This is a genomic window from Polyangium jinanense, from assembly GCF_028435365.1.
Genome location: NZ_JAGTJJ010000046.1, coordinates 1 through 22423, shown reverse-complemented (window position 1 = coordinate 22423; position 22423 = coordinate 1). Strand labels below are relative to the sequence as shown.

At 66.8% G+C, this 22423-nt stretch carries 21 protein-coding genes; 13 read left to right on the top strand and 8 right to left on the bottom strand.

Annotated elements, in window-relative coordinates:
- Nucleotides 1-2: 2 nt before the first annotated feature.
- Nucleotides 3-803 (bottom strand): tRNA(His) guanylyltransferase Thg1 family protein, encoded by an 801-nt coding sequence (locus KEG57_RS41400; RefSeq protein ID WP_272427332.1) that lies wholly within the window; start codon nt 801-803, stop codon nt 3-5.
- Nucleotides 804-891: 88 nt separating this feature from the next.
- Here KEG57_RS41400 and KEG57_RS41395 point away from each other — a divergent pair, with 88 nt between their 5' ends.
- The 3 genes from KEG57_RS41395 to KEG57_RS41385 are packed head-to-tail and all read left to right on the top strand — an operon-like array spanning nt 892 to nt 2647.
- Entirely contained in the window at nt 892-1665 is a 774-nt protein-coding gene (locus tag KEG57_RS41395; RefSeq protein WP_272427330.1) for a methyltransferase domain-containing protein, read from the top strand.
- Nucleotides 1666-1697: 32 nt separating this feature from the next.
- Nucleotides 1698-1946 (top strand): hypothetical protein, encoded by a 249-nt coding sequence (locus KEG57_RS41390; RefSeq protein WP_272427329.1) that lies wholly within the window; start codon nt 1698-1700, stop codon nt 1944-1946.
- Between the two features lie 14 nt (nt 1947-1960).
- Nucleotides 1961-2647 carry a hypothetical protein gene (locus KEG57_RS41385; RefSeq protein ID WP_272427328.1) on the top strand — a complete coding sequence of 229 codons (687 nt, stop codon included), beginning with the start codon at nt 1961-1963 and terminating at the stop codon, nt 2645-2647.
- Nucleotides 2648-3303: 656 nt separating this feature from the next.
- On the opposite strand, the gene KEG57_RS41380 is transcribed toward KEG57_RS41385, so the two are convergent.
- A complete protein-coding gene (locus KEG57_RS41380) occupies nt 3304-3933 on the bottom strand; it encodes a hypothetical protein (protein WP_272427326.1) in 630 nt (209 codons plus the stop codon).
- A gap of 154 nt (nt 3934-4087) precedes the next feature.
- Here KEG57_RS41380 and KEG57_RS41375 point away from each other — a divergent pair, with 154 nt between their 5' ends.
- Nucleotides 4088-4888: a GNAT family N-acetyltransferase gene (locus KEG57_RS41375; RefSeq protein WP_272427324.1), complete on the top strand. Its 801-nt coding sequence runs from the start codon at nt 4088-4090 to the stop codon at nt 4886-4888.
- Between the two features lie 17 nt (nt 4889-4905).
- On the opposite strand, the gene KEG57_RS41370 is transcribed toward KEG57_RS41375, so the two are convergent.
- The 4 genes from KEG57_RS41370 to KEG57_RS41355 form a co-directional block, all read right to left on the bottom strand.
- Nucleotides 4906-5406 carry an AAA family ATPase gene (locus KEG57_RS41370; protein WP_272427323.1) on the bottom strand — a complete coding sequence of 167 codons (501 nt, stop codon included), beginning with the start codon at nt 5404-5406 and terminating at the stop codon, nt 4906-4908.
- Between the two features lie 14 nt (nt 5407-5420).
- Nucleotides 5421-6326, bottom strand: coding sequence for a hypothetical protein (locus KEG57_RS41365; protein ID WP_272427321.1), 906 nt, complete (start codon nt 6324-6326; stop codon nt 5421-5423).
- A gap of 4 nt (nt 6327-6330) precedes the next feature.
- Nucleotides 6331-7191, bottom strand: coding sequence for a hypothetical protein (locus tag KEG57_RS41360; protein WP_272427320.1), 861 nt, complete (start codon nt 7189-7191; stop codon nt 6331-6333).
- Nucleotides 7192-7416: 225 nt separating this feature from the next.
- Nucleotides 7417-8067: a hypothetical protein gene (locus tag KEG57_RS41355; protein WP_272427319.1), complete on the bottom strand. Its 651-nt coding sequence runs from the start codon at nt 8065-8067 to the stop codon at nt 7417-7419.
- Nucleotides 8068-8160: 93 nt separating this feature from the next.
- On the opposite strand from KEG57_RS41355, the gene KEG57_RS41350 reads away from it, so the two are divergent.
- The 7 genes from KEG57_RS41350 to KEG57_RS41320 all read left to right on the top strand — a co-directional run bounded on the left by KEG57_RS41350 (nt 8161) and on the right by KEG57_RS41320 (nt 17753).
- Nucleotides 8161-8754: an SMI1/KNR4 family protein gene (locus tag KEG57_RS41350; protein ID WP_272427318.1), complete on the top strand. Its 594-nt coding sequence runs from the start codon at nt 8161-8163 to the stop codon at nt 8752-8754.
- Nucleotides 8754-10013 carry a glutathionylspermidine synthase family protein gene (locus KEG57_RS41345; protein WP_272427317.1) on the top strand — a complete coding sequence of 420 codons (1260 nt, stop codon included), beginning with the start codon at nt 8754-8756 and terminating at the stop codon, nt 10011-10013. The genes KEG57_RS41350 and KEG57_RS41345 overlap by 1 nt, the downstream gene beginning before the upstream one ends.
- Nucleotides 10010-10810: a hypothetical protein gene (locus KEG57_RS41340; protein ID WP_272427316.1), complete on the top strand. Its 801-nt coding sequence runs from the start codon at nt 10010-10012 to the stop codon at nt 10808-10810. Before KEG57_RS41345 ends, KEG57_RS41340 begins: the two co-directional genes overlap by 4 nt.
- Before the next feature lie 1133 nt (nt 10811-11943).
- Complete coding sequence (locus KEG57_RS41335; RefSeq protein WP_272428757.1) at nt 11944-13047, top strand: Hint domain-containing protein; 1104 nt, start codon at nt 11944-11946, stop codon at nt 13045-13047.
- A gap of 94 nt (nt 13048-13141) precedes the next feature.
- Entirely contained in the window at nt 13142-13963 is an 822-nt protein-coding gene (locus KEG57_RS41330; RefSeq protein ID WP_272428759.1) for a hypothetical protein, read from the top strand.
- Entirely contained in the window at nt 13960-15453 is a 1494-nt protein-coding gene (locus KEG57_RS41325) for a hypothetical protein (protein WP_272459521.1), read from the top strand. Before KEG57_RS41330 ends, KEG57_RS41325 begins: the two co-directional genes overlap by 4 nt.
- Before the next feature lie 38 nt (nt 15454-15491).
- Nucleotides 15492-17753: an FG-GAP repeat domain-containing protein gene (locus tag KEG57_RS41320; protein WP_272428762.1), complete on the top strand. Its 2262-nt coding sequence runs from the start codon at nt 15492-15494 to the stop codon at nt 17751-17753.
- 146 nt (nt 17754-17899) lie between these two features.
- Here the strand turns inward: KEG57_RS41320 and KEG57_RS41315 are convergent, their stop codons facing one another.
- Both KEG57_RS41315 and KEG57_RS41310 read right to left on the bottom strand, forming a co-directional pair.
- Nucleotides 17900-18994, bottom strand: coding sequence for a Hint domain-containing protein (locus KEG57_RS41315; protein WP_272428764.1), 1095 nt, complete (start codon nt 18992-18994; stop codon nt 17900-17902).
- Between the two features lie 255 nt (nt 18995-19249).
- A complete protein-coding gene (locus KEG57_RS41310; RefSeq protein WP_272428767.1) occupies nt 19250-20344 on the bottom strand; it encodes a Hint domain-containing protein in 1095 nt (364 codons plus the stop codon).
- 179 nt (nt 20345-20523) lie between these two features.
- Here KEG57_RS41310 and KEG57_RS41305 point away from each other — a divergent pair, with 179 nt between their 5' ends.
- Nucleotides 20524-20712 (top strand): hypothetical protein, encoded by a 189-nt coding sequence (locus KEG57_RS41305; RefSeq protein ID WP_272428769.1) that lies wholly within the window; start codon nt 20524-20526, stop codon nt 20710-20712.
- A gap of 405 nt (nt 20713-21117) precedes the next feature.
- Complete coding sequence (locus KEG57_RS41300; protein WP_272428771.1) at nt 21118-22158, top strand: STAS domain-containing protein; 1041 nt, start codon at nt 21118-21120, stop codon at nt 22156-22158.
- Nucleotides 22159-22423: the final 265 nt, after the last annotated feature.

Genomic DNA, 22423 nt, shown 5'->3' with positions numbered 1-22423 from the left:
CATCAGCCTGACGCCTCGTCGTCGCGGACCGCCTTTGCCGGCGTCGCCTCCTCGATCCGCTGCCGAACGAACGCCGTGTACGAAAGCCCCAGCGGCAACTCGAAATCGATGTGGATCCGGCGCCGCGTCGTGACCACGGGGCTTCCGTCACGCCCGTCGCGGCCGACGTGCTCCACGTCGCGGTAATAAAGCCCCACGCCGCGTTTTTGCCACGCCGGCAGATTGTTGAACTGGATCCCGTTCTGGAACAAGAGCTCGTTCCGATCCGCTATCGACTGCCCTTCGAGTTGCCGTGTCGCCGCGCGATCCGTGAGCCCCTGCGATCGGAGCAGCCAGTAGCAATGCCCGCCGAGCGCATTCCGATGCGCGTCCTCGTGCCGCCAGCGGAAGTAATCGACCACGTCCTGCTCGGTGGGGAGCTGCGAGATGCGCGCGTCGAAGACCGCGTGATCGTCGAGGAGCCGGGCGAACCTGGCGCTCGCCTCCCCGGCCAGGATCGACTCGTACTTGCGCAGCTTGCGGCCGAACACGTCCGTGTCGCGGCGAAACAGGAGGGAGATCTCGTCGCTTTGCGTGTAGCCGTAGACCACCGGGAATCCGCAGTCCATGAGGTGCTTGGTCGTCTCGACCATCATGTCGCGGACGCGGACGTCGAACGGCGCCTCGAACGGCTTGCGCTCGCGGACGAGCTTGGTGAAGCCGCGGCCGTCGAGGCGCGCGACCATGTAGATCCCCGGAAGGACCTGGTGATCGTGCGCGGTCTCGTAGATCCGCATCTTCGCTTCGAGATCGTCGAACTTCATGGCGCGGCCAAGGTAGCAGTCGCAGGGCCACGTCGCGAAAGATCCTGCATGCGACCGCGGCGAGGTCGTGTTACGTGACCCGTGTTCCATGTGGGATCCGAAGCAATACAGCCTGTTCCGCGAAGCGCGACGCAGACCGTTCTTCGATTTGCTCGCCCAGGTGAACGCATTGGCCCCCGCGCGGGTCGTCGATCTCGGTTGCGGCACGGGCGACCTGACGCTCGCCCTGGCCGAGCGCTGGCCCGAAGCCGAGATCCTCGGCGTGGACAGCTCCGCGGCCATGCTCGCCGACGCGCAGACGAAACACGCGTCCTCGCGCGTCCGGTTCCTCCAGGCTGACCTCGCGCGTGTCCCCTTGCCCGGGCCCGCCTCCGTGCTCTTCTCGAATGCGGCCATCCATTGGCTCGACGACCACGCCGCCCTGCTCGCGCACCTCGCGGGCCTGCTCTCCCCGGGCGGGACGCTGGCCTTTCAGATCCCCGCGAATTTCGAGGCGCCTTCGCATCGGTGCGTGGAAGAGGTCCGCGCCCTGCCCCGCTTCGCAAGCGCGCTCCGTGACGTGCGCCGAGGGCACGCCGAGCCCCTGGCTTTTTATCTGGATCACCTCGTCGGCCTCGGGTTCACGGTCGAGGCGTGGGATACGACGTACCTGCACGTGTTGCCCGGCGAGAACGCGGTCTTGCAATGGTTGCTCGGCACCACGCTGCGCCCCATCGTGACCGCGCTCGGGCCCGAGGAAGGTGCCGCCTTCCTCGATACGCTCCGTCCGCTCCTGCAATCGGACTACCCTGCCCGGCCTTACGGCACGCCGTTTCCGTTCACGCGAAGGTTCGTCGTGGCGACGCGCGTTTCGTCTGCTTGACGGGGCGGCGGGGCTCGCATCTACTCGGCAGGATGAGACACAAGAAAGCTCCGCGGCTCGCAGCCGCGTTCGTGGTCACGATCTCCGCGGGGTGCGGCGGAGCGGCGCAGGAGCCCGCCAAGCCGGACCCGAACGACGACATCTATGTGCCGAACCTCGGGAGCGTGAAGGAAGGTTTTTCGCGCAACGAAGACGGGACCTGCTCGATCACACACGCCGCGAATCCGCCTTGGGTCGAGCAGGTGGATTGCGAGACCCAGAAGCCGATCAAAAAACCTTAGGATACATCCACGCCGTGCAGCATACGCTCCCGCTTCGGGCCCGGATCACGGGTGGCCTCCTCTGCGCCGGGGCGCTGGCGCTCACGGTACACTGGGTCGCGACCGGAACCGGTCCCTACGCGGTGTTCCTCGCAGCCAAGCTCGGCGAAAATCCCGCGCAGCATCCGCTTGCGGCCGCCGGCCTCACGTTCATCGTGACCGAGGTTCCGGCGCTCGTCCTGATGTTCGTCCTCGCCGCGTACATGCTGCGCCGCGAAGGGCGTGAACCGCGCGAAATGGTCGACGCCGCGCGCGCCGAGATCCGCGCCGCCATGGATGACAACCACGCGGACCCCGAGAGCCTGCGTGCGGCGAGGAATTTCGGCATTGCGGCCGGCGGCGGCGTGGCCGGGGCCGTGATCCGCGCGGGCTGGCTCGAAGATTGGTTCGGCGATCCCGACGCGCTCGCCCCGGCCATCGTCGTGGCTGCGCTGTTCGGGCTCGTTGCGGGGCTCGTGCATGGCCGCACGGCGCTCGCGCGCCTCGGCTTTTGTATCGCGCTCGTGGCCGTCTCGCTCGGCTCGCTCCCGGCGGTCGCGTGGTACCTCGAACGCCGGCCCGCGCCGTTGACGATCGAGCTTTTGCTGCCGATCTTCGTGGGAGGTCTGCCGGGCGCGCTCCTGTTCTGGGGCGTCACGTTCCTCGTCCGGCGCGCGCGCTAGGACATCGGTCGGTTTGCAACCGCTCGATGTCCTAGCTCTTTTGTCCCGAGGGGGACGCCTCGCGTCCCCCTCTCGTCCGGGCAAAGCCCGGCCGATTCACCCCCCGAGGGAAGATCGCTTCGCGATCTTCCGAGCATCGAACCGGTCGATGCTCTAGGTCGAGCTCCGCACGTCCCCGTCGTTCGTGATCTCGAGAAGCCGCGCTTCGAGCTCGTGAACGAGATCGGCCTCGTCCTTTTCGTCGCTACTTCTTCTTGGCCTTGCCATGGCCACGATGCTTGTTGGGATCGTGTCCCTTGCCGGTGTCGTGGCAGCGGCCGTCGGACCAGCGGTGCCCCGGGGGGCAATCATCGTCGCTGGCGCGACTGGCATAGGGACGTGGGGTGCTCGGACGGGACGCGCTCGGACGCGAGGACGTCGATCGGTACGTGGTCGTGCGGGACCGGTTCCTGTCCCAACGATCGTCATCGCGCGCGTATGCACCGCCACGCACCGTAGCGACGCAGCCGGTGGTCATTGAAGTGACCAGAAGACAACCGAGGAGGAGAATGGCTCGCATCCCTCTTCAATAGCATCTTGCCGGGCCCGGGCAAAAGCATGCGGCACGTTCGTTTTGTGCTGCAACCAAACGTGATGTCGGGGACGGGTCTCGCCCATCAAGGCATCGAACCGATCGGCACGTCGAACGTGCCCATATCGACGTCGAGGAAATAGAGGTCGTTGAGGGATATGGCCCTGCCCTTGAACGAGCCCTGGATGTGATTGCACTCCAGGCTGTCCACCGTCACCTCGAAGGCGTCGTCAGCGCAATACGAATTTCCCATTCCGATGCCACTGCTGAAGCACGCTCCGTACACGGAATGCGGGAAGCTCACCGGGGTGATCGTCAAAGGCGGATCGATGTTCGCCCCGAGCTGGAGACTCAGCTCCACCTCCCAATCCGCATTCTCGGCGTGGAGCTGCAGCATTCCGTCGGCCTCCCAGTACGCGGAGAGCGTGCTGTCGTTCGGGTTGCTGTACGTCCCCGAGACCATGGCCGTCGTGTTATCGAACGAGGTCGTGCGCACGCCGTGAAACGAGAGCAACCCCAGGGAGGGGCCACACGAGGCACCACCTCCGTCGCCGCTGCCGGAGCTCGCGCTCGACGAACTCGAAGCGGCACCACCCCCGGCGCCGCCCTCGCCGCCCTCGAAGCCGCCACCGCTGGAAAAGACGTTTCTCCCCGTGTCACTGGAGCAGGCGGGGAGGGTCAGGAAACACAGAAGAGCCATGCGGAGAATGTTCATGGCGCGCCTCGACACCGAGGCGTGCCTTTTGTTCCAACGAACCCTGCGCCAACTTTGCGATCAAGCCGAGGACAAGCTCACGGCAATCTTCCACCCCGTTCCAGGATCATTGACGCGCGGCGCGACGACAGCATAACCTGCCCGCACCTTACCCATGAGCCAGCACGAACGAAACGACGAGATTGTGGAGTCGGTTGATCAGATGATCCGGATATGGAGCATCTTCGCCGGCAAGTTCCCCGACGCGAAGGTCGAGGCGTTGCCCGGGATCACGGTCACCCTCTCGGGCACGCCGATGACCTTCGTCAACCTGATTCATCTCTCCTCGCCCGTGCGTGACCGGGACGACCTCGCGAAGCGGTGCCGCATGGCCATCGAGTACGGCAAGGCGAGCGGGGCGCCCTGGCTCTTCTCGGCGTGTGACCCGTGGCTCGGGGATCCCAAGGATGCAGAGGAGGTACTTTCGGGGCTGGGTCTCACAAGGCAGCTCGGCACGAAAGGAATGGTGACCGACGTGCTCCTTCCTCCGCAGAGGCCCCTCCCTGCCGAGCTCGAGATCCGGCGTGTGCGCGACCAGGAGACGCGAAATGCGCTCTCCGATCTGAATATGATCTCGTACGGAATGCCGATCGAGCTTGGCCGCGAGGCCATCGCGCGAGACTTCTACTGGGATGATGACTTTTACGGGCACGTCGGCTTCGTGAACGGAGAGCCCGTCAGTTGCACGCTGACGTCGCCCGTCGATGGGCGTCTGTACGTCGCGTGGGTGGCGACGCACCCCGAGCACCGTCGAAAGGGGTATGGCGACGCCGTGATGCGCCGCTCGCTGGCGGAGGCACAAGCCGCGACGGGCCTGCATCGCACGGTGCTGCACGCGACGGACATGGGATATCCGGTCTACGAGGCGATGGGGTATCACTCGGTCGTGGGCTTCTCCTGGTTCGCGCTCGCGTGACGCACGCGGGGCGCGTGTCACGTTCCCTCGCGATACGCCTCCACGAACCACGTCCCCTCCACCCCGCGCACGAAAAAGAGCTCGTCGAATCCCTCCTCCCGCGAGGGTAGCTCCATCCTCGACCGCATTCCGAGCACGGCCACGTCCGGCACGCGCTCGTGGGGCGGGCGCTTCGCATTGCGATCGAGGCAGACGTCCTTCCGGCTCTCGAAAAAATACCCGTGCACGAAAAATCCCGCTTCGAGCGCGGATTGGATGTACCTCGCTCGTTCGGCGCGGGAGACGTTGGTCTTGTCGACGACGAAGCTCGTGCCGCCTTGCAGGCAAGCGTCGACGAGCAGCCGCTCGCGGGCCGCCGTGCGGAGCATGTCGCCGTTGATGCGGATGTGCGTGTCGACGAACCGCGCCCGGAAGAACGTCGACTTTCCGGCCCCGGGTAGCCCAATGAAGACGACACATACGGGCACGCGGTCGCCCCACCGCTTGCGTCGTTCGGCTCGTTCGCTCTCCGTTCTCATGAGGGATTCTTGTGTCATGAGGGCGCGATGACGACCTGCGTTCGGGCCGTCGCGGTATCGCCGGTCGGGTCCGTCAGGACGAGATCGATGTCGAGTGGAAGGCCCCGGACGGTCTCGACCGCGATGCCTCGGTCCACCTGGAACCGGATCCCGTACATCTCGCAATGGTCGCCTGCTTTGCGGAGCGTGACCTGCGAGGAGAACGGAGGCAGCTTGTATTCGAGATCGGGATAGAACCCGCTCACCTTGAGCTTCGAGCCCATCTGGCGGAGGCCCGTCACGCGGAGCGCGAGCCACACGTGGTGGCCTCCTTGCGGGCCCTGCTCGATCGGCACCACCTCGCTCTCCGTGAGCGTGGCGAACGCCATTTGCCCCTGCCCGACCACGATGGCCGGATCCCCCGACGACGCCGTCTTGCACGCATCGTCCGCCGAATGGATCCACGCCGGATCGTAGGCCGCGAGGGACGACGGGTCGAGGAAGGGATCGACGCACGCGCCTCGCACACAGGTCGAATTCGCCGCGCACGAGACCAAGGCGCACGCCTCGTCCAGGGAGACGGGCAAGAGCAGCGATTGCCCGCCGAGCACGCGCGTCCTTGCCTCGCGCGTCACGACGGGGGTGTCCTCGCCAATACGTTTTGCCGTGAGGGACAGCTCGATCGTGGCGCCGTCCTCCGCCGTCGGAACCCGAAGCTCCGCCGGGAGGAGCAAACTCCCCGCGCCATACGAAAGATGCTCGCTTTGCAGGGCGACGCCGTCGACCTTCAGGGTCCGATCGAGCTCATAAAAATCGAAACCAACGGCCATGTTGGTCGTGAGGCCGACCACCACCTCCGTGCTCGATTCCTCATCGGCACAACCAGCGAGGGAAAGGACGAGCAGCACGAAACACGAAAGGGGGGTCGGCCGCACGGTCATGGGATCACCGCGACGAACGCGAATCGCGCTTGCGGCGCCGCGAGAGGAAGCCGGCCGTGGCCGCGGCGAACAACGCGAACGGCCCGATGACGGTGGCCTTGTCGCCCGGGCTGTAGGAGCAGACGCCCGCGGCAATGTTGCCATTGATGCCGTCGGGGCCGATGCTCACGCTTGCCTCGGCCTTCACCTCGATGCCTTGCGCGGCGAGCGCCTGCAGGCAGGCCGGCACCTGCGAGCCGGAGATGATGTACTCGCCGTCGCAGAAGAGCGCTCCGTCGCCGCTGCAGGAGGCCTCGCAGTTCGCACGGAACTCCTGCTCGCACTGCTCGAACTCGACGTCCTGGCAGCTGTACTGGCAGTTCATGTTGGCGTCGGCCGTGCACGAGCCACCGCAGCACTCGATACAGTGCTGATAGCAGCCGCCGTCCACCGTCACGCATTTGGCGTCGCACTCGTTGTCGCAGTTCGCGTCCCACGTCGCGGCGCACTGCGCCGGGTCGGGTTTGGCCGCGCACTCGGTGTCGCGCCTCGTCGTGCATTCTTCGAAGCAGTTGTGGGAGCAGATGACGTTGACGCCGTTGTCGCAGTCGGACTTGCACTGCACGGTGCAGTCGTCCGTGCAGGTTGCGTCCGCCGAGAACGTGCATTGGTTGCCGCAGACCTGAACGAGCTTCGTGGCGCACGCCGTCTTGTAGATGCCGAGCTCGCTGCACCCGGCCGTGCACTGGGCCGTGACGCGCACCTCGCAGTTCGAAAGCCCCTCGAAACGGATGTTGCCGCACTGGTCGACGCCCGCGCTCGCGGGGAGCGCCGTCGTGAGGCCGATGGCAAGGCCCAAGAGCCCGAGGATACCGCTTTTACGCATGGAAGGTCTCCTTTGCCGAGGAAGGCAAGTACATGAGCTTAAGCAAGGCCCCTGCCATGGGGAAGCTTTCTTTGCGCGCCCGGCGATTCGAGGTGACACCCCATCTCTCGGACCACGCCGCTCGTCCGCTGTGTAAACGTCGGAGGGGGTGCTTCACGTGAACGCGCGGCGACAGCCGGCCTGGCGTGGGCAATGGGCTTACCAGCCAAGCCATGGCGTGGCGCGTCAATACACGTATTCGTCACAGTGCACGTCCTCGTCGAGGCCGTCGTAGGGGACGTCCACGTATTCGACCGTATCGGCGCGACGTCCTTCGAGCACGTAGACGCTCTCGATCGTCGTGAAGAGGGGAGGTCTGCCTGGCATCCGATTGCAGGTGCCCGGCACGCGGATGACGCGCCGCTCGACGACCCTGAGCTGCGGCCGGAGCACGAGGAGTTTTCCATCGGCGGTGGTGGCGAGTGGATAGACCTCGCGGTCGTTCCGCGAGCGGACGACGAGCACGTGGTTTGCGTCGTCCGTCGTGGCCTCGGCGGCCCCGGTGTGAAGACCATCAGCGAAGGCGCGGCAAGGCGCGGTGAGCTTACGGCCTCCGCCGCGCTCGAGCTCGATCGTCTCCAGCGGCGTGGGATTGACATTGCGATACCCGGAGAAGCATCGATCGAGGTCGGGCGCGATGAGGGGCTCGTCCTCGACGGAGAGGGCCGTGGCGCCATGCGCGCGCAGCGTCGCCGCGAGGGCGCGCCCGCGGCTCTCGAGATTCGTCTTCGAGATCTCGCCTGCGATCTCCGCGCGCCGTGCCTCGGACGTGTAGCCGGCGCAGGCCGGGAGGAGGACGGCGACAGGGAGCAGCATCGCAAGGACGTGGGCGCGCATGGCGGCGGGGAGGATGACCCAGCCGGGGGCGGGAACCAAGTTCCTCGGCGTCAGGCGCTTGTCGCAGCCGCGGAGTTGGCGTACGGGGCGCGGATGGCTTCTCCGAAAGATTCCGACCGTCCCGAGCGGGCCGCGGCGGCGACGCGGCGAGTCGCGGCCTGGTTGCAAAAACACGCATCCGAAGAGGCGCTTCGCCCACCGGTCCGTGATGCCTCCGTGCAGGCGCTCGCGAAGGCCCTCGGCAAGCCGCTCCCGCCCGAGCTCGTGGCGATGTGGAAGGTCCATGATGGCCTGCCGATTTTCGAGTATGCCGGCCTGGGCGCAGCCGCGTCGAGGAAGATGCGCGCCGGGCTCGAATCCCTGCGCAAGAAGGGGACGTTCGACGACCACGAGGTCTTCGAGCAAAGTCGCCCGCGCGTAAAACCGGTGAAGTGGCACGAGGCCTGGATTCCCATCGCCGAGGACGGCTGCGGCAATCTCTACTGCATCGACCTCGCGCCGGGCCGCGCAGGCCGCGTCGGGCAGGTCATCAAGTGGGAGGTCGCGGGCGGGCCCTTCACGACCGGCAGCGCCGACCTCGCCACGCTGCTCGAGCGGTACGCGGATGCGCTCGAAAGCGGCCGCTTCGAGTATCTCGCCGATTCGGGCATCTACGACGGTCCTTACCTCGATCTCCTCGGCGATTGATGACCCGCGCGACGCGTGCCGAAGATCCGAAGGCGCGTGCTCCCCTCCGCGCGGGCCCCGCGCTCGCTCCTGCCGTGTTTCGCGAGCTCCGTCGCACGATGGAGCTCGCCTGCTTCAAATGGGACGTGCAGGTCGGCGACACCACCGCCCTCGCGCCCTTCCCGCTCTTCCTCGACGAGGCCACCTGGGCGCATCTCGGAGGCCTCGCCGAGCGCCTGACGCGTGAGACGCTCGCGGCCGAGCGGGAGATCCTCGACCGTCCGGCCCTCCAGCGCCGCATTTGGTTGCCCCCCGCGCTCCAGCGCCTCTTCCGCCGCGCCGCGGCCGCACGCCCCACCCCGTCCGCGGCGCGGGTGATGCGCTTCGATTTTCATTTCACCACGGAAGGATGGCGCATCTCCGAGGTCAACAGCGACGTGCCGGGTGGCTTCACCGAGGCGACGCACTTCACGGCCCTCGTGGCCGGGTGTTTCCCCGGGACCCGCGCGGCCGGCGACCCGACGAAACGCCTCGTCGACGCGCTGCTCGGCCGAGCCCGTGACGAAGGCGCGATTGCGCTCCTCTCCGCGCCCGGGTTCATGGAGGATCATCAGGTCGTCACGCACCTCGCGAAGCAGCTCCGGGATCGTGGCGCCGCGGCGTTTTGCGCCTCGCCGGCGCACGTCCGCTTCCACGACGGGCGGGCGCACCTGATTTCGGCGGAGTATCACGGGCCGCTCGGGGCCCTCGTACGGTTTTACCAGGCGGAATGGCTTCCGCGCCTGCCGCGCGCCGTCGATTGGGAGCCGCTCTTCGTCGGCGGCCGGACCCCGGTCTCCAATCCGGGGACCGCGGCGCTCAGCGAAAGCAAGCGGCTCCCGCTCGTCTGGGACGAGCTCGGCGCGCGCCTCGATACGTGGCGGCGCCTGCTCCCCGAGACCCGTGATCCCAGGGACGCGCCCTGGCTCCGGGACGACGGATGGATCCTCAAATCGGCTTATTGCAACACCGGCGACACGGTATCGATGCGTCCGCACATGACGGCTCTCGAATGGGCAAACCTCGCCCTCCGTGTCTCCCTCGCGCCGTCCGGCTGGGTGGCGCAGCGAAAGTTCGTCACGGTCCCGCTCGAAACGCCGCTCGGACCGATGCTCCCGTGCATCGGCGTCTACACCGTCGACGGTCGCGCGGCGGGTGCGTATGGCCGGGTGACGGAAAAACCTTTCATCGACGCCGGGGCGACGGACGTCGCCGTGCTCATCGCGGAGGAGAGGCCATGAAACGAGAAGAGGTGCACCGGCTGTGGGCGCCCGACGACGCCACGTGGAGCGCGTGGGTCAAGCCCGTCCTCTTCGCGTATCTCGTCGAGGATCCGGAGCCGAAGGCCCTGCCCTCCCCGCCCTCGTGGATCGAGGCGCGTATCGTCGCGCCGATCCATGCGCATGCGCAGGCCGCGCCGGGCGGGGAGCATACCTATCGCAGCGCGCCGCGACGGCAGGACACCGCCGTGATCCTGGACCTGCCGGGAGCCGCGGGGGTGCGCGTCGGCGCGGCGCTCGGCCGGCACGGATTCCGCCCCGTGCCTTTGTACAATGCCATTCCCGCGCCCGAGGGCGTCATCGCTTACGCCGAGACGATGCAAAGTCTCGTGGACGCGGCGTCGAGCCTCTCGGGGCTCGCGCAAGACGCGCCGCCGGCGTTCCTGCTCGACCAGCGGCGGATGGGGAAAGGCGTACTGCTCGAACCGGGCAAATACGACAATCGCTCGTTCGTCTTCCCGAATGATTTCCCCTCGGTGAAGACGCTCGCCCGCGCGGGCATCCGGAGGGCCGCGCTCGTCCAGCGCGAGGCGGATCACCCAGCCGCCGATCTCGCGCCGATCCTTCGTTCGTGGCAGGAGCAGGGAATCGAGATCCTGCACGTGCGCACCGACGTGAACGGCCCAGCCGAGGTGCTCCGTGTCGCGCGCCCCGGGTTATTCGAATCGGTCGGTCAGTGGTTCGATCGGATGGGGCTCAGGCGCCGGCGCGACGGCACGTTCGGCGGCGTGATTCCCGAGCGGAGCAGCGGCGGCTAGAAGGCTCACGAGACGCTGCGCTGGGGCGTTGCCCCAGGCCCCACCAGGGGTTGTCCACCCCTGGACCCGGACCAGCGCAAGCGCTGGACCCGGGGTCGATGAACTGCGCGATGCGCAGTTCATCGAACAGGCCAGGTCAAGACCGCAAGCGACCCTGCCGACCAAGACAGCGACGTTGACGTTTCGACCGGCAACGCTGGCCGTGCGTGAGACCAAGCTCGACGGTCTTGCCACCGGCCCGTGGAAGAACTGCGCATCGCGCAGTTCTTCCAACTCGAGTCCAGGGCTTGCCCTGGTTCGGGTCGAGGGGCGAACAGCCCCCGCGGGGTCCGGGGCAGCGCCCCGGCGCGACGCCTGTGGAACACCCTCTGAGCCCGATTCCCAGCCGACACACGTAAAACCCGCCCTCGCCGACCTCCCCGCCCGGGTCCCCCCTGGTTCACCCGCATCCGCCGCGCTCCCGAGCCACCTTCCCCACGTGTCACCCCGCCGAGCCGAGCTCGTTCTGGGCCTGCCACGTGTGTCACCGCCCGCCCCTGACCTCCGCAGGCGACTGCACGGCGTGGCAGGACACCCGCGAGGACGTCTTCGTCACGTGACACGTGTGTACACCATCCGACTCGCTCGGTTTGCGGCGCCGCCACACGTGGCAGGCCCGGCGCCCGCGCGGGATCGAGACCTGCCACGTGTGGCAGGTGGGAAAAGGGCACGAAAGCGGCAGCTTGCGCGCGCCCAACTCGCGTACCGCGAGCCCAACGCCTTCCTCGGCGACGGAATCATCGATGCTCGAAAGGAGCCGGACGTCGCGCGTCGCTTCGAGCCGGGAAAGAGACGTCTTGGGCAGGCCCGAGGCTACACGATCCTGTTTGATATCCAGCCGCGGCGGCTGTTTTACGTCCAGCCGACGCGTCGACGAGCACGTCCACCAACAGGGGCGGCGGCGGCAACCCCCCCACCGGCGGCGCCGGCAACGACCGGGGTTGCTTGTGCGGACAATTCCGACATGTGCGACGCGCGGGGGCCTGGCATGCTCGCTCGAATGTGACGCGCAGGCGCCACGCGGAAGCGCGAATGACGAGAGCATACGCAGGCGTTCCGCGCTCCCGACGCAATGCAAGCAAGCGAGGTTTGCCATGAGCATCCAGACGGTTATTTGCCATCTGTCCGCGCTGACCTTCGCCGTCGCCACGCTGGGCGCTGCTTCCGTGGCCCAGGCCGAACCCGTTCTCCAGGCTCGTTGTTCCAACGACTCGCTCTCGATCGAACAGGCGCGCACGCGCCTCGAATGGGCGCGCGCCTGCGGTGTGCCCAACTTCGTCGCGCCGCCTATCAACACCGGACTGCCGTCGGCGAACGGCGCCGGCGACCTCATTGACTACATCGAGACAATCGATTTCTGGGGGCTGAACGCGTACTCCGGCATCTCCAACGGCAATCAGATCAACGACACATTCGTCCGCAACCAGTACTTCAACGGGCCGACGAGCCAGTCCATCGTGAACGGGTTCAAGAAGTGGACGCGGACGAACGACAAGCACCTGCCGCGGCCCGCGTACCCCACGTTCGGAAACACCCATGACATCAACACCGCGAAGGCGCTCTTCCCGCACCCGACACTCGCGGATTGCCGGCTCTACTCCGACACGAACGGGCAGCAGCCGATCCCTGTCGGGAGCACCTTCTTCGTGAACGGCTATTGCGTAGCGAGCTGCTACACGCCCGACCAGAAGGTGCTCTTTCCCGATGGGGAGAAGCCCATCCTCGACGCGATGAACGAGCTCGCTCCGAAAATGATGACCCTCTCCACGGGCTCCACGCTGGAGAGCCCCGAGCTCGTGCGCAACGAGGTCTACAGCTACACGCGCGAACTGCACGATGGCACGCACGTGATTTTCGTCCTCAAGACGGCCTCCGGCGGCGAGCTGCGCGTGACGGACAAGCACCCCGTCATCGACGGGCGCGGCAAAGTCGTCGAGGCCCGCTCGCTCAAGGTGGGTAACAACCTCATTCGCCCCGACGGCAGCTTCGACCCCATCGTCTCCGTGGAGAAGACGCTGCACAGGGGCAAGGTCTACAACATTCGTCCGGTGACGAGCGACCGCGTGTCGAACGTGCTCGTGGCGCAGGGCTACCTGGTTGGCTCCTCGCGTTACCAGAACGAGGATGTCGATTACATGAACCGGGTGATCCTCGGCCGTGCCATTCCCAAGATCGTCCTCCCGGGCGTCAGGCCCTGACGAATCCACCGCGCGGACGCCGCCACGCCCGGAGGGGAGAGGCGGCGTCCGCGCGACCGTCCCGTGCCCTGCCAGATTGAAGGAGGACTCCAGCATGACGTCGAAAAATGCTTCCAGGCGGCCCCCCTGCGCGAAGCGCAAATCCAAGCGAACAAGGGCAGTCGCCGCGCTCGCGCTTGGCGCGCTCGGCGGGTTGTTCCTACTCCGGCGGGGCGAAATCGCGGCGCACACGCCGCACGCGACCGTCGCGATCCAGGGCCACGAGACGAATCCCGTGATCGACCGGGAAGTCGCGCCGACCGCCCCTCGCCTGTCGCTGGAGGCGCCTGCGGAGACTGCGACGCAGGATGAGGAGCCGGCCACGCCGTCCAGCGACGAATGGGATGACAACCCCCTCGGCGACCTGCTCAGGAACATCGTGGACAAGGACAAGAACGTCGGCACGTTCCTCTATTACTACGAGCACGTTCTGCTGGATCGCGAGAGCCGCAAGCAATACGAGAAGCTGCTCTCCGACCAGACGATGTACGCCGAGGTGAAGCAGGGTCTCCTCCATCCTGGCGAGACGAGGGAGACGCTCCAGGGAAACATGACGCGCATGGTGAAGATCGATTACCTGCGCGAAGCGCTCGTGTGGGGCGAGAACCCCTCGCACGAGGCGTTGCTCGACACGATCGAGCAGATCCTCCTGGCGGACAACTTCACCGAAGAAATGGGCACGGACATGCGCCTCTCCATCGCCACGAACAAGATGGAACTCTATGCATTGCTGTTCGACCACGCGCCGGAGCGCGCCGCGGGCGTGGTGCAGGCGGCGAAGGGGACGCGGCTCGAGGCGCTGATCGATTTCATCGCGAATTCGATTGCGCAACGGCGGAAGAACGAGCTCTCGCTCGCGACGGAGGTGCGTCCTTGAGCGCGCGGGCTCTGCTCGTGGTGGCGCTTTCGCTCGGCAGCGTGCTCGCCGGCTGCAATCGTACCAACTTGGACGCGACGGGCGGTGCTGGCGGCGGCGCTGGCGGCGGGACCGGCGAAGGCGGCGCCGGGGGCGGGACCGGCGGAGGCGGCGCCGGGGGCGGGACCGGCGGAGGCGGCGCTGGCGGCGGGACTGGCGGAGGCGGCGCTGGCGGCGGGGCCGGCGAAGGAGGCGCTGGCGGCGGGACCGGCGGAGGCGGCGCTGGCGGAGGCGGCGAGACCTCCTGCACGCCGTGGGCCGTCGACGAGCAGAGGGGCACCCCGCTCGACGATCGAATCCTGGGAATGACCCGGGACGACAAGCAGAACGTTTACCTCGTCGGCTTTGAGCAGGGGCTCTCGGGCGTGACGAACATCGAGCCCGACGGCGACTCCCGGGGCTTCGTGGAGAAACGCTCGCCGACCGGCACGCAGCTCTGGCGGCGGATCTTCAACACGGCGGGCACCGACACCGCCGAGCGCGTGGTCGTCGACACCGCGCGCGGCCGGGTGTTCGTCGTCGGGCGCACGAGCGGCGCGTTCAGGGGACAGAAGAACGCCGGGAAATTCGACCTCTTTGTCGTCGCGCTCGATACGGAAGGAAAGCTCCTTGGTTTGACGCAGGCGGGCTCCAAACGACCGCAGCACCCGACCGCGCTCGCCTTACTCCCGGGCGGCGACGTGGTGGTCGCGGGCTATGACGACGTGTACGTCCCCTCGAATTACGTCGAGTCCGTGGAGGACAGCTTTTGGGGCCGGTTTGCGGTAATTCCTGCGGGGGGAATGAAGAAGATCAATTGGTGGCAGGCAGAGACCCCGGCCCCGGATTCCTTCACGGGCGTGGCCGCGGCGCAGGACGGTAGCGGGGCGCTCTTCGTCACGGGCGTGGCGGTGGGCGGGCCTGGCCAGGGTGTCTTCGTCGAGAGGCTCGACGCGGCCGGCACCGTCGTGTGGAAGAAGATCCTCTCGAAATCAACACTCGACTGGGTGGCCGGCGTCGTGCTCTCGCCCGCCGGTGAGCTGATCGTCGCGGGCTCGAGCTTCCTCACGCTGGGCAAGCAGAGCTTCGGACAGCAGGACGCGTTCGTCCTGAAGCTCGCGCCCGACACGGGCAAAACGCTCTGGGCCGCGCAGGCTGGCTCCGCCGCATCCGATTGGGTGACATCCCTCGACGTCGGGCCCGACGGTCAGGTGTACGTCTCCGGGATGAGCCCGGGGAGCCTGCTTCCCGGGGGAGGCGGGAGCGGCGCGGAGGAGCCGTTTGTCCTGGTATTCGATGCGCAGGGAGCGCAGGTGAGGACATGGCAGGCAAGCACGACGGCGCGCGAGCACGTCTCGGCGCTCGCCCCGGACGGCTGCGGCGGCATCGTCATCGCGGGCCATGTCGAAGGTGAGCTCCTCGGCCCCGGAGCTGGGAAGGAGGACCTCTTCTTCCGCCGCGTCGCGCATTGACATGGGATCGCAGATCTCCTGAGGAAGCGAGGTTCATCATGCGGAGGGATACCATCGCGGGTCTCGTCGTCATCGCGCTCGGGGGCGCGGGCTGCGGGGAGACCAGGCACGACGATGGAAGCGATGAAGGGCCCCCTCGCTCCGATCGCGGGGGCATCGGGGTCGCGGAGCTTGCGCTGGTCCCGGGTCCGGTGACGATCGATGCCCGACGCTCGCTCGCGGTCACCGAGGTGGCGATCACCTCGCGTTTCACGCTCCAGGCGGTGCTCGACGCGCTCGCGGCGCAGAGCGGCGTGCCCGGTGTCACCGGGCTGTCGCTCTTCGAGCAGTTGTGGGACACGCAGAACCCGAAGCCGGGAACGACGAGCGGCCCCCATTGCGACGACCAGATCACGAACAAGCAGACCTCGCTGAATGGCTTCTCCTATCCGTGCCGGACCACCGAGGGCGGTCAGGCGAGCGCGCCGGCGACGGAAATCACACACTACACCGCGATCGGCCTCTTCAACCGCTTCGACCTCGCGCCGGCCAACGGGGCGCATTGCGGCGAGTACCGGGTGATCTTCGCCCGGACCTCCGGGGGCGGGCGCAACCTCGTCAACTTCGAGGCCGTCCTGCCCAACCCGCGTCCCGAGATCGGCCTCGAGGGGTGCCGGCCCGTGGCGAATTTCTGGAGGGATCTCTCGAGCAACAGCAATGTCGCCTCGCGCGCCGCCCTGCTCCATGACTTCTATTTCGACGGGCTCCCCGGCGTCTCGCCCGTGATCCACGTGGACAACTACGGCAACACGGGCCTCAGGCGCCCCACGGGCCAGGTGCGCACGAACCAGTTCATGCAGGGCCCCTGGTCCCTGCGCGAGTTCGCGCTTCAGAAATCCTGCCCCGCCGCGGGGTGCGCGCTGAAGTTCGTCCCCGTCACGGACAAGGTGAACCCTTTCGGCGCCCTCTTCGGCCCGAACTCAATCGAGCCGCGCCGGCAGGCATTCCAGGACCACTTCGTCTCGCAGCTCGAGAGCCTCGCCGTGCCCGACATCAACCTTTTCGTGTACCAGGTACCCGACATCTTCAACGCTGGCGACAGCGTCTCCCAGGCGCCGAGCGCGAACGATTACACCGCACAGTTCGGCGGCGGCGGTGCCTTCGGGACCGCCATTCAGGCGAAGCTTTTGGCCCTCGGCAGCAACCTCACGCCGACGCAGATCGTCGCCCGCGCCGAGGCGCTCTCCTGCGGCGGCTGCCACCAGCTCTCCAATGGGACGAACCTCGGCGGAGGCCTGACCTGGCCTTCTTCGCTCGGGTTCGTCCACGTCTCCGAGTTCCAGGAGGCGGGTCCCGAAGGCAATCGATTCCCCATCTCGCCCGCCCTCACGACCGTGTTCCTGCCGCACCGCAAGGTGGTCTTCGAGGACTTCCTGAACCGGCCCACGTCGCCCGCCGATTTTGACGACGATCGCCGCGCAGAGATCGTCGTGTTCCGTCCCGGCAACCGCACGATGAACGTGCTGCGCTCCTCGGGCGGCTTCGAGTCCGCGACCTTTCGGACGATCGGGCAGGTCGGGGATCAGGGCCTCGGCGGGGCCGATTTCGACGGCGATGGCCGCGCCGACATGACCGCATTCCGCCCCTCGGACAGGACGTTCACCATCCTCACGTCGTCGAGCGACTGGCAGAACGCGATCACACGGAAGCTCGGCGCGAGCGGGGTCATGGCCCTCGCGGGCGCGGATTTCGACGGCGATGGCAAGGCGGACATCTCGATATGGGATCCCGCGACGGCGAATTTCTCGGTCCTCACATCGGCGACGAGCTGGCAGAGCATGCTCCAGAGGAAATGGGGCATCAACGGCGACGTGCCGCTCGCGGGCGCCGATTATGACGGCGATCGGAAGGCCGATTTCGTGATTTTCCGGCCCGGGAACCGGACGATGAACGTGCTCACATCGTCGAGCAACTGGCAGAGCGCCATTCAGGGGATCGTGGGCAACGTGGGCGATGTGGCCGTCCCCGGCGCGGATTACGACGGCGATGGGCAGGCCGACATGGCGGTCTTCCGCCCCTCCGACGGGACGTGGACGATCCGTACGTCGACGAGCAACTGGCAGAGCTCCCTCGTGAAGATCTGGGGTGCATCGACCGACACGCCTCTCGCGGGCGCGGACCTCGACGGCGACGGAAAGGCGGAGCTTCTGTTCTTCCGGCCCTCTGACGGGACGTGGAACGCGCTCACGTCGTCGAGCGGCTGGTCGAGCTCGTTCCAGAGGAAATGGGGCGTCTCCGGGGACGTCCCGCTCACGCGCTGAAATCGCGACGTAACCGACGGGCGAGAGCAGACGCCGGCCACCTTCGACGTCATGCTGGAGTCCTCCTTCATCTGGCAGGGCACAGGACGGTCGCGCCGACGCCGCCCCTCCCCTCCGGACGTGGCGGCGTCAGCGCGGTGGGTTCGTCAGGGCCTGATGCCCGGGAGGACGACCTTGGGAATGGCGCGGCCGAGGAGCACCCGGTTCATGTAATCGACATCCTCGTTCTGGTAATGCGAGGAGCCAACCAGGTAGCCCTGCGTCACGAGCACGTTCGACACGCGGTCCTCCGTCACCGGACGAATGTTGTAGAGTTTGCCCCTGTGCAGCGTCTTCTCCACGGACACGATGGGGTCGAAGCTGCCGTCGGGGCGAATGAGTTTGTTACCCACCTTGAGCGAGCGGGCCTCGACGACCTTGCCGCGCCCGTCGATGACGGGGTGCTTGTCCGTGACGCGTAGCTCGCCGCCGGAGGCCGTCTTGAGGACGAAGATCACGTGCGTGCCATCGTGCAGCTCGCGCGTGTAGCTGTAGACCTCGTTGGGCACGAGCTCGGGGCTCTCCAGCGTGGAGCCCGTGGAGAGGGTCATCATTTTCGGAACGAGCTCGTTCATCGCGTCGAGGATGGGTTTCTCCCCATCGGGGAAGAGCACCTTCTGGTCGGGCGTGTAGCAAGTCGATATGCAATAGGCGTTCACGTAGAAGCTGTCCCCGACAGGGAGCGGATGCTGCCCGTTCTTGTCGAAGTAGAGCCGGCAATCCGCGAGTGTCGGGTGCGGGAAGAGCGGCTTCGCGGTGTTGACGTCAGCGGCGTTTCCGAACGTGGGGTACGCGGGCCGCGGCAGGAGGTTCGTCCGCGTCCACTTCTTGAACCCGTTCACGATGAACTGGCTCGTCGCCCCGTTGTAGTACTGGTTGCGGACGAACGTGTCGTTGATCTCATTGCCGTTGGAGATGCCGGAGTACGCGTTCTTCCCCCAGAGATCGAATGTCTCGATGTACTCCACGAGGTTGCCGGCACCGTTCGCCGACGGCAGTGCGGTATCGATAACCTCGACGTGGTTGGGCACACCGCAGGCGCGCGCCCATTCGAGGCGCTTGCGCGCCTCGTCGGGGCGGAGCGGGTCGTGGGCACAACAGGCCTGGAGAACGAGTTCGGCCTGGGCCACGGAAGCAGCGCCCAGCGTGGCGACGGCGAAGGTCAGCGCGGACAGATGGCGAATAACCGTCTGGATGCTCATGGCAAACCTCGCTTGCTTGCATTGCGTCGGGAGCGCGAAAAGCCTGCGTATGCTCTCGTCATTCGCGCTTCCGCGTGGCGCCTGCGCGTCACATTCGAGCGAGCATGCCAGGCTCCCGCGCGTCGCACATGTCGGAATTGTCCGCACAAACAACCCCGGTCGTTGCCGGCGCCGCTGGTGGTGGGGTGGACGCGCTCGTTCGCGCGGACGCCGCCCCTCCCCTCCGGACGTGGCGGCGTCCGCGCGGTGGGTTCGTCAGGGCTCGACGCCCGGGAGGACGTCCTTGGGAATGGCACGGCCGAGGATCACCCGGTTCATGTAATCGGCATCCTCGTTCTGGTAACGCGAGGAGCCAACCAGGTAGCCCTGCGCCACGAGCACGTTCGACACGCGGTCCTCCGTCGCCGGACGAATGTTGTAGACCTTGCCCCTGTGCAGCGTCTTCTCCACGGAGACGATGGGGTCGAAGCTGCCGTCGGGGCGAATGAGGTTGTTACCCACCTTGAGCGAGCGGGCCTCGACGACCTTGCCGCGCCCGTCGATGACGGGGTGCTTGTCCGTGACGCGCAGCTCGCCGCCGGAGGCCGTCTTGAGGACGAAGATCACGTGCGTGCCATCGTGCAGCTCGCTCGTGTAGCTGTAGACCTCGTTGCGCACGAGCTCGGGGCTCTCCAGCGTGGAGCCCGTGGAGAGAGTCATCATTTTCGGAACGACCTCGTTCATCGCGTCGAGGATGGGTTTCTCCCCATCGGGGAAGAGCACCTTCTGGTCGGGCGTGTAGCAGCCCGATGCGCAATAGGCGTTCACGTAGAAGCTGCCCCCCACAGGGATCGGCAGCTGCCCCTTCTTGTCGAAGTAGAGCCGGCAATCCGCGAGCGTCGGGTGCGGGTAGAGCGGCGTCGCGGTGTTGATGTCAGCGGTGTTTCCGAACGTGGGGTACATGGGCTGCGGCAGGAGGTTCGTCCGCGCCCACTTCTTGTACCCGTTCACGGTGAACTGGTACGTCGGCCCGTTGTAGTACTGGTTGCGGACGAACGTGTCGTTGATCTGATTGCCGCTGGAGATGCCGGAGTACGCGTTCTTCCCCCAGAAATCGAATGTCTCGATGTACTCCCAGAGGTAGCCGGCATTGTTCGCCGACGCCAGTCCGGTGTCGAATGCCCCGACGTGATGGGGGACGCCGCAGGCGCGCGCCCATTCGAGGCGCAGGCGCGCCTGGTCGGGCGAGAGCACGTCGTTGGCACAACGACCCTGGATTAAGGGTTCGGCCTGGGCCACGGAAGCAGCGCCCAGCGTGGCGGCGGCGAAGGTCAGCGCGGACAGATGGCAAATAACGCTCTGGATGGTCATGGCAAATCTCGCTTGGTTATATTGCGTCGGGAGCGCGAAAAGCCTGCGGATGCCCTCGTCATTCGAGCTTCTGCGTGGCGCCTGCGCGTCACATTCGAGCGAGCATGCCAGGCTCCCGCGCGTCGCACATGTCGGAATTGTTACGCACTACCAACCCGGGGGTACCGCCACCGCTGTTCGTGAAAATGCTGGTCGAGGCGCCAGGCAGGCTAGACGTAAAGCAGCCGCAGCAGCGGGGCATCGAGCTGGACCGTAGCCGCCATTCGGGCCAGCCCTCTTCTCCTGGGCTGGATTGGCCGTTCATGAATGCGGTAAACGACGACGCTGGACGCCTGCTGGCGGTGAAGCTGTCCATTCACTGCCTCTGAGCCCGATCCCCGGCCGACACACGTGGAACCCGCCCTCGCCGACCTCCCCTCCCGGGTACCCTCTGGTTCACCCGCATCCGCCGCGCTCCCGAGCCACCTTCCCCACGTGGCACCCCGACCGAGCCGACCTCGTCCCGGGCCTGCCACATGTGTCACCGCCCGCCCCCGACCTCCGCAGGCATCTGCACAGCGTGGCAGGACATTCGCGAGGACGCCGTCAATCATGTGACACGTGTGTACGTAATCCTCCCCGTTCGGCATACGGCGCTGCCACACGTGGAAAGCCCGGAATCCAAGCGGGATTGAGACCTGCCACACGTGGCGGGTGGGAAAAGGGCACGAAAGCCTCCTCGGACACGCGGGAGCGCGTTGATTTCACGCGGGCAGTTGGGGCAACTTGGCACGATGACGGACATTCAGGCGGCGGCATACGCGGCCGCAGTCGCGAAACTGCTCCATGCCCATGGTCCCGCGCCGCGCGAGCGGCTGCTCGCCGCATGCTTGGCGTTCGGACTTTCGGAGGAGCAAGCAAACACGATCGTGGAGCGTGGGTTCGCGCTCTCGCTTTATGTCGTCGATCCCGCGACCGGTCACTTGCGCGCACCCCAGTTGTTGCGCCGCGAGCCCACCGCCTTCCTCGGCGACGGGATCATCGATGGTCGAAAGGATCCGGACGTCGCGCGGCGCCTGGCCATCCTGCGCGTGCTCCTGTCGACGGCGCCCGTGGCCATGTGGGCCGTCGATCAGGCAGGCTACATCATCTATTACGAAGGCAAAGCCCTCGAAGGACTGGGTCTCCAGGACGGGCAGTTCGTCGGGCAGAGCTTCCACGAGGTCTTCGGCGAGCACGCATGCGCGCCCTACGTCGAGCGCGCGTTCAACGGCGAGATCGTGCAGGTCTCCTGGGAGTACGGAGGCATCATCTGGCAGAACTGGTGCTTTCCGCTGAAAAACGCAGCCGGCGAGGTCGAGCTCGTCTCGCTCGTGTCGATGGACGTCACCGAGGCCCGGCACGCCGAGCAGGAGCTGCGCGAGAGGCTCACGACGATCGAACGCCAGCAGCGCGTGATCAGCGAGCTGTCGACGCCCATCATCGAGGTCTGGGACAAGGTGCTGGCATTGCCGCTGCTCGGCGTGGTCGATTCGACGCGCGCAGCCATGGTGATGACGAACCTGCTCGCCGAGGTGGTGAACAAGGCATCCCAGTTCGTTTTGCTGGATCTGACGGGCGTCGAGGCCGTGGACACAGCCACGGCAGGCTACATGCTCGACCTGCTGCGCGCGGTGCAGCTGCTCGGCGCGGAAGGCATCATCACGGGCATCCGGCCGAGTGTCGCGCAGACGATGGTGACGCTCGGCGTGGACCTCGGCGGCATCGTGACGCACGCAACCCTGCGTCAGGGCCTCCAGCATTGCCTGCGCGGGCTCCGGCAGGGCAAAGCGTAGCGCCGGGGTTTCACCCCGGACCCCGACCAGGGGCTGTCCGCCCCTGGACCTGGACCAGCGCAAGCGCTGGACCCGGGGTCGATGAACTGCGCGATGCGCAGTTCATCGAACAGGCCGAGGCAAGACCAGCGACGACCCTGCCCATCAAGACCGCGGCGCTGACGATTCAACAGGCCCGTCGCCAGCGTGCAACCCCCCCTCCTGGTCTTGCCACCGGCCCGTGGAAGAACTGCGCATCGCGCAGTTCTTCCAGCTCGAGTCCAGG

Bases quoted from the DNA above. Each gene is read 5' to 3' on its own strand.
- KEG57_RS41400 (WP_272427332.1), bottom strand. From the start codon at position 803: ATGAAGTTCGACGATCTCGAAGCGAAGATGCGGATCTACGAGACCGCG.
- KEG57_RS41395 (WP_272427330.1), top strand. From the start codon at position 892: ATGTGGGATCCGAAGCAATACAGCCTGTTCCGCGAAGCGCGACGCAGA.
- KEG57_RS41390 (WP_272427329.1), top strand. From the start codon at position 1,698: ATGAGACACAAGAAAGCTCCGCGGCTCGCAGCCGCGTTCGTGGTCACG.
- KEG57_RS41380 (WP_272427326.1), bottom strand. From the start codon at position 3,933: ATGAACATTCTCCGCATGGCTCTTCTGTGTTTCCTGACCCTCCCCGCC.
- KEG57_RS41375 (WP_272427324.1), top strand. From the start codon at position 4,088: ATGAGCCAGCACGAACGAAACGACGAGATTGTGGAGTCGGTTGATCAG.
- KEG57_RS41370 (WP_272427323.1), bottom strand. From the start codon at position 5,406: ATGAGAACGGAGAGCGAACGAGCCGAACGACGCAAGCGGTGGGGCGAC.
- KEG57_RS41365 (WP_272427321.1), bottom strand. From the start codon at position 6,326: ATGACCGTGCGGCCGACCCCCCTTTCGTGTTTCGTGCTGCTCGTCCTT.
- KEG57_RS41360 (WP_272427320.1), bottom strand. From the start codon at position 7,191: ATGCGTAAAAGCGGTATCCTCGGGCTCTTGGGCCTTGCCATCGGCCTC.
- KEG57_RS41355 (WP_272427319.1), bottom strand. From the start codon at position 8,067: ATGCGCGCCCACGTCCTTGCGATGCTGCTCCCTGTCGCCGTCCTCCTC.
- KEG57_RS41350 (WP_272427318.1), top strand. From the start codon at position 8,161: ATGGCTTCTCCGAAAGATTCCGACCGTCCCGAGCGGGCCGCGGCGGCG.
- KEG57_RS41345 (WP_272427317.1), top strand. From the start codon at position 8,754: ATGACCCGCGCGACGCGTGCCGAAGATCCGAAGGCGCGTGCTCCCCTC.
- KEG57_RS41340 (WP_272427316.1), top strand. From the start codon at position 10,010: ATGAAACGAGAAGAGGTGCACCGGCTGTGGGCGCCCGACGACGCCACG.
- KEG57_RS41335 (WP_272428757.1), top strand. From the start codon at position 11,944: ATGAGCATCCAGACGGTTATTTGCCATCTGTCCGCGCTGACCTTCGCC.
- KEG57_RS41330 (WP_272428759.1), top strand. From the start codon at position 13,142: ATGACGTCGAAAAATGCTTCCAGGCGGCCCCCCTGCGCGAAGCGCAAA.
- KEG57_RS41320 (WP_272428762.1), top strand. From the start codon at position 15,492: ATGCGGAGGGATACCATCGCGGGTCTCGTCGTCATCGCGCTCGGGGGC.
- KEG57_RS41315 (WP_272428764.1), bottom strand. From the start codon at position 18,994: ATGAGCATCCAGACGGTTATTCGCCATCTGTCCGCGCTGACCTTCGCC.
- KEG57_RS41310 (WP_272428767.1), bottom strand. From the start codon at position 20,344: ATGACCATCCAGAGCGTTATTTGCCATCTGTCCGCGCTGACCTTCGCC.
- KEG57_RS41300 (WP_272428771.1), top strand. From the start codon at position 21,118: ATGACGGACATTCAGGCGGCGGCATACGCGGCCGCAGTCGCGAAACTG.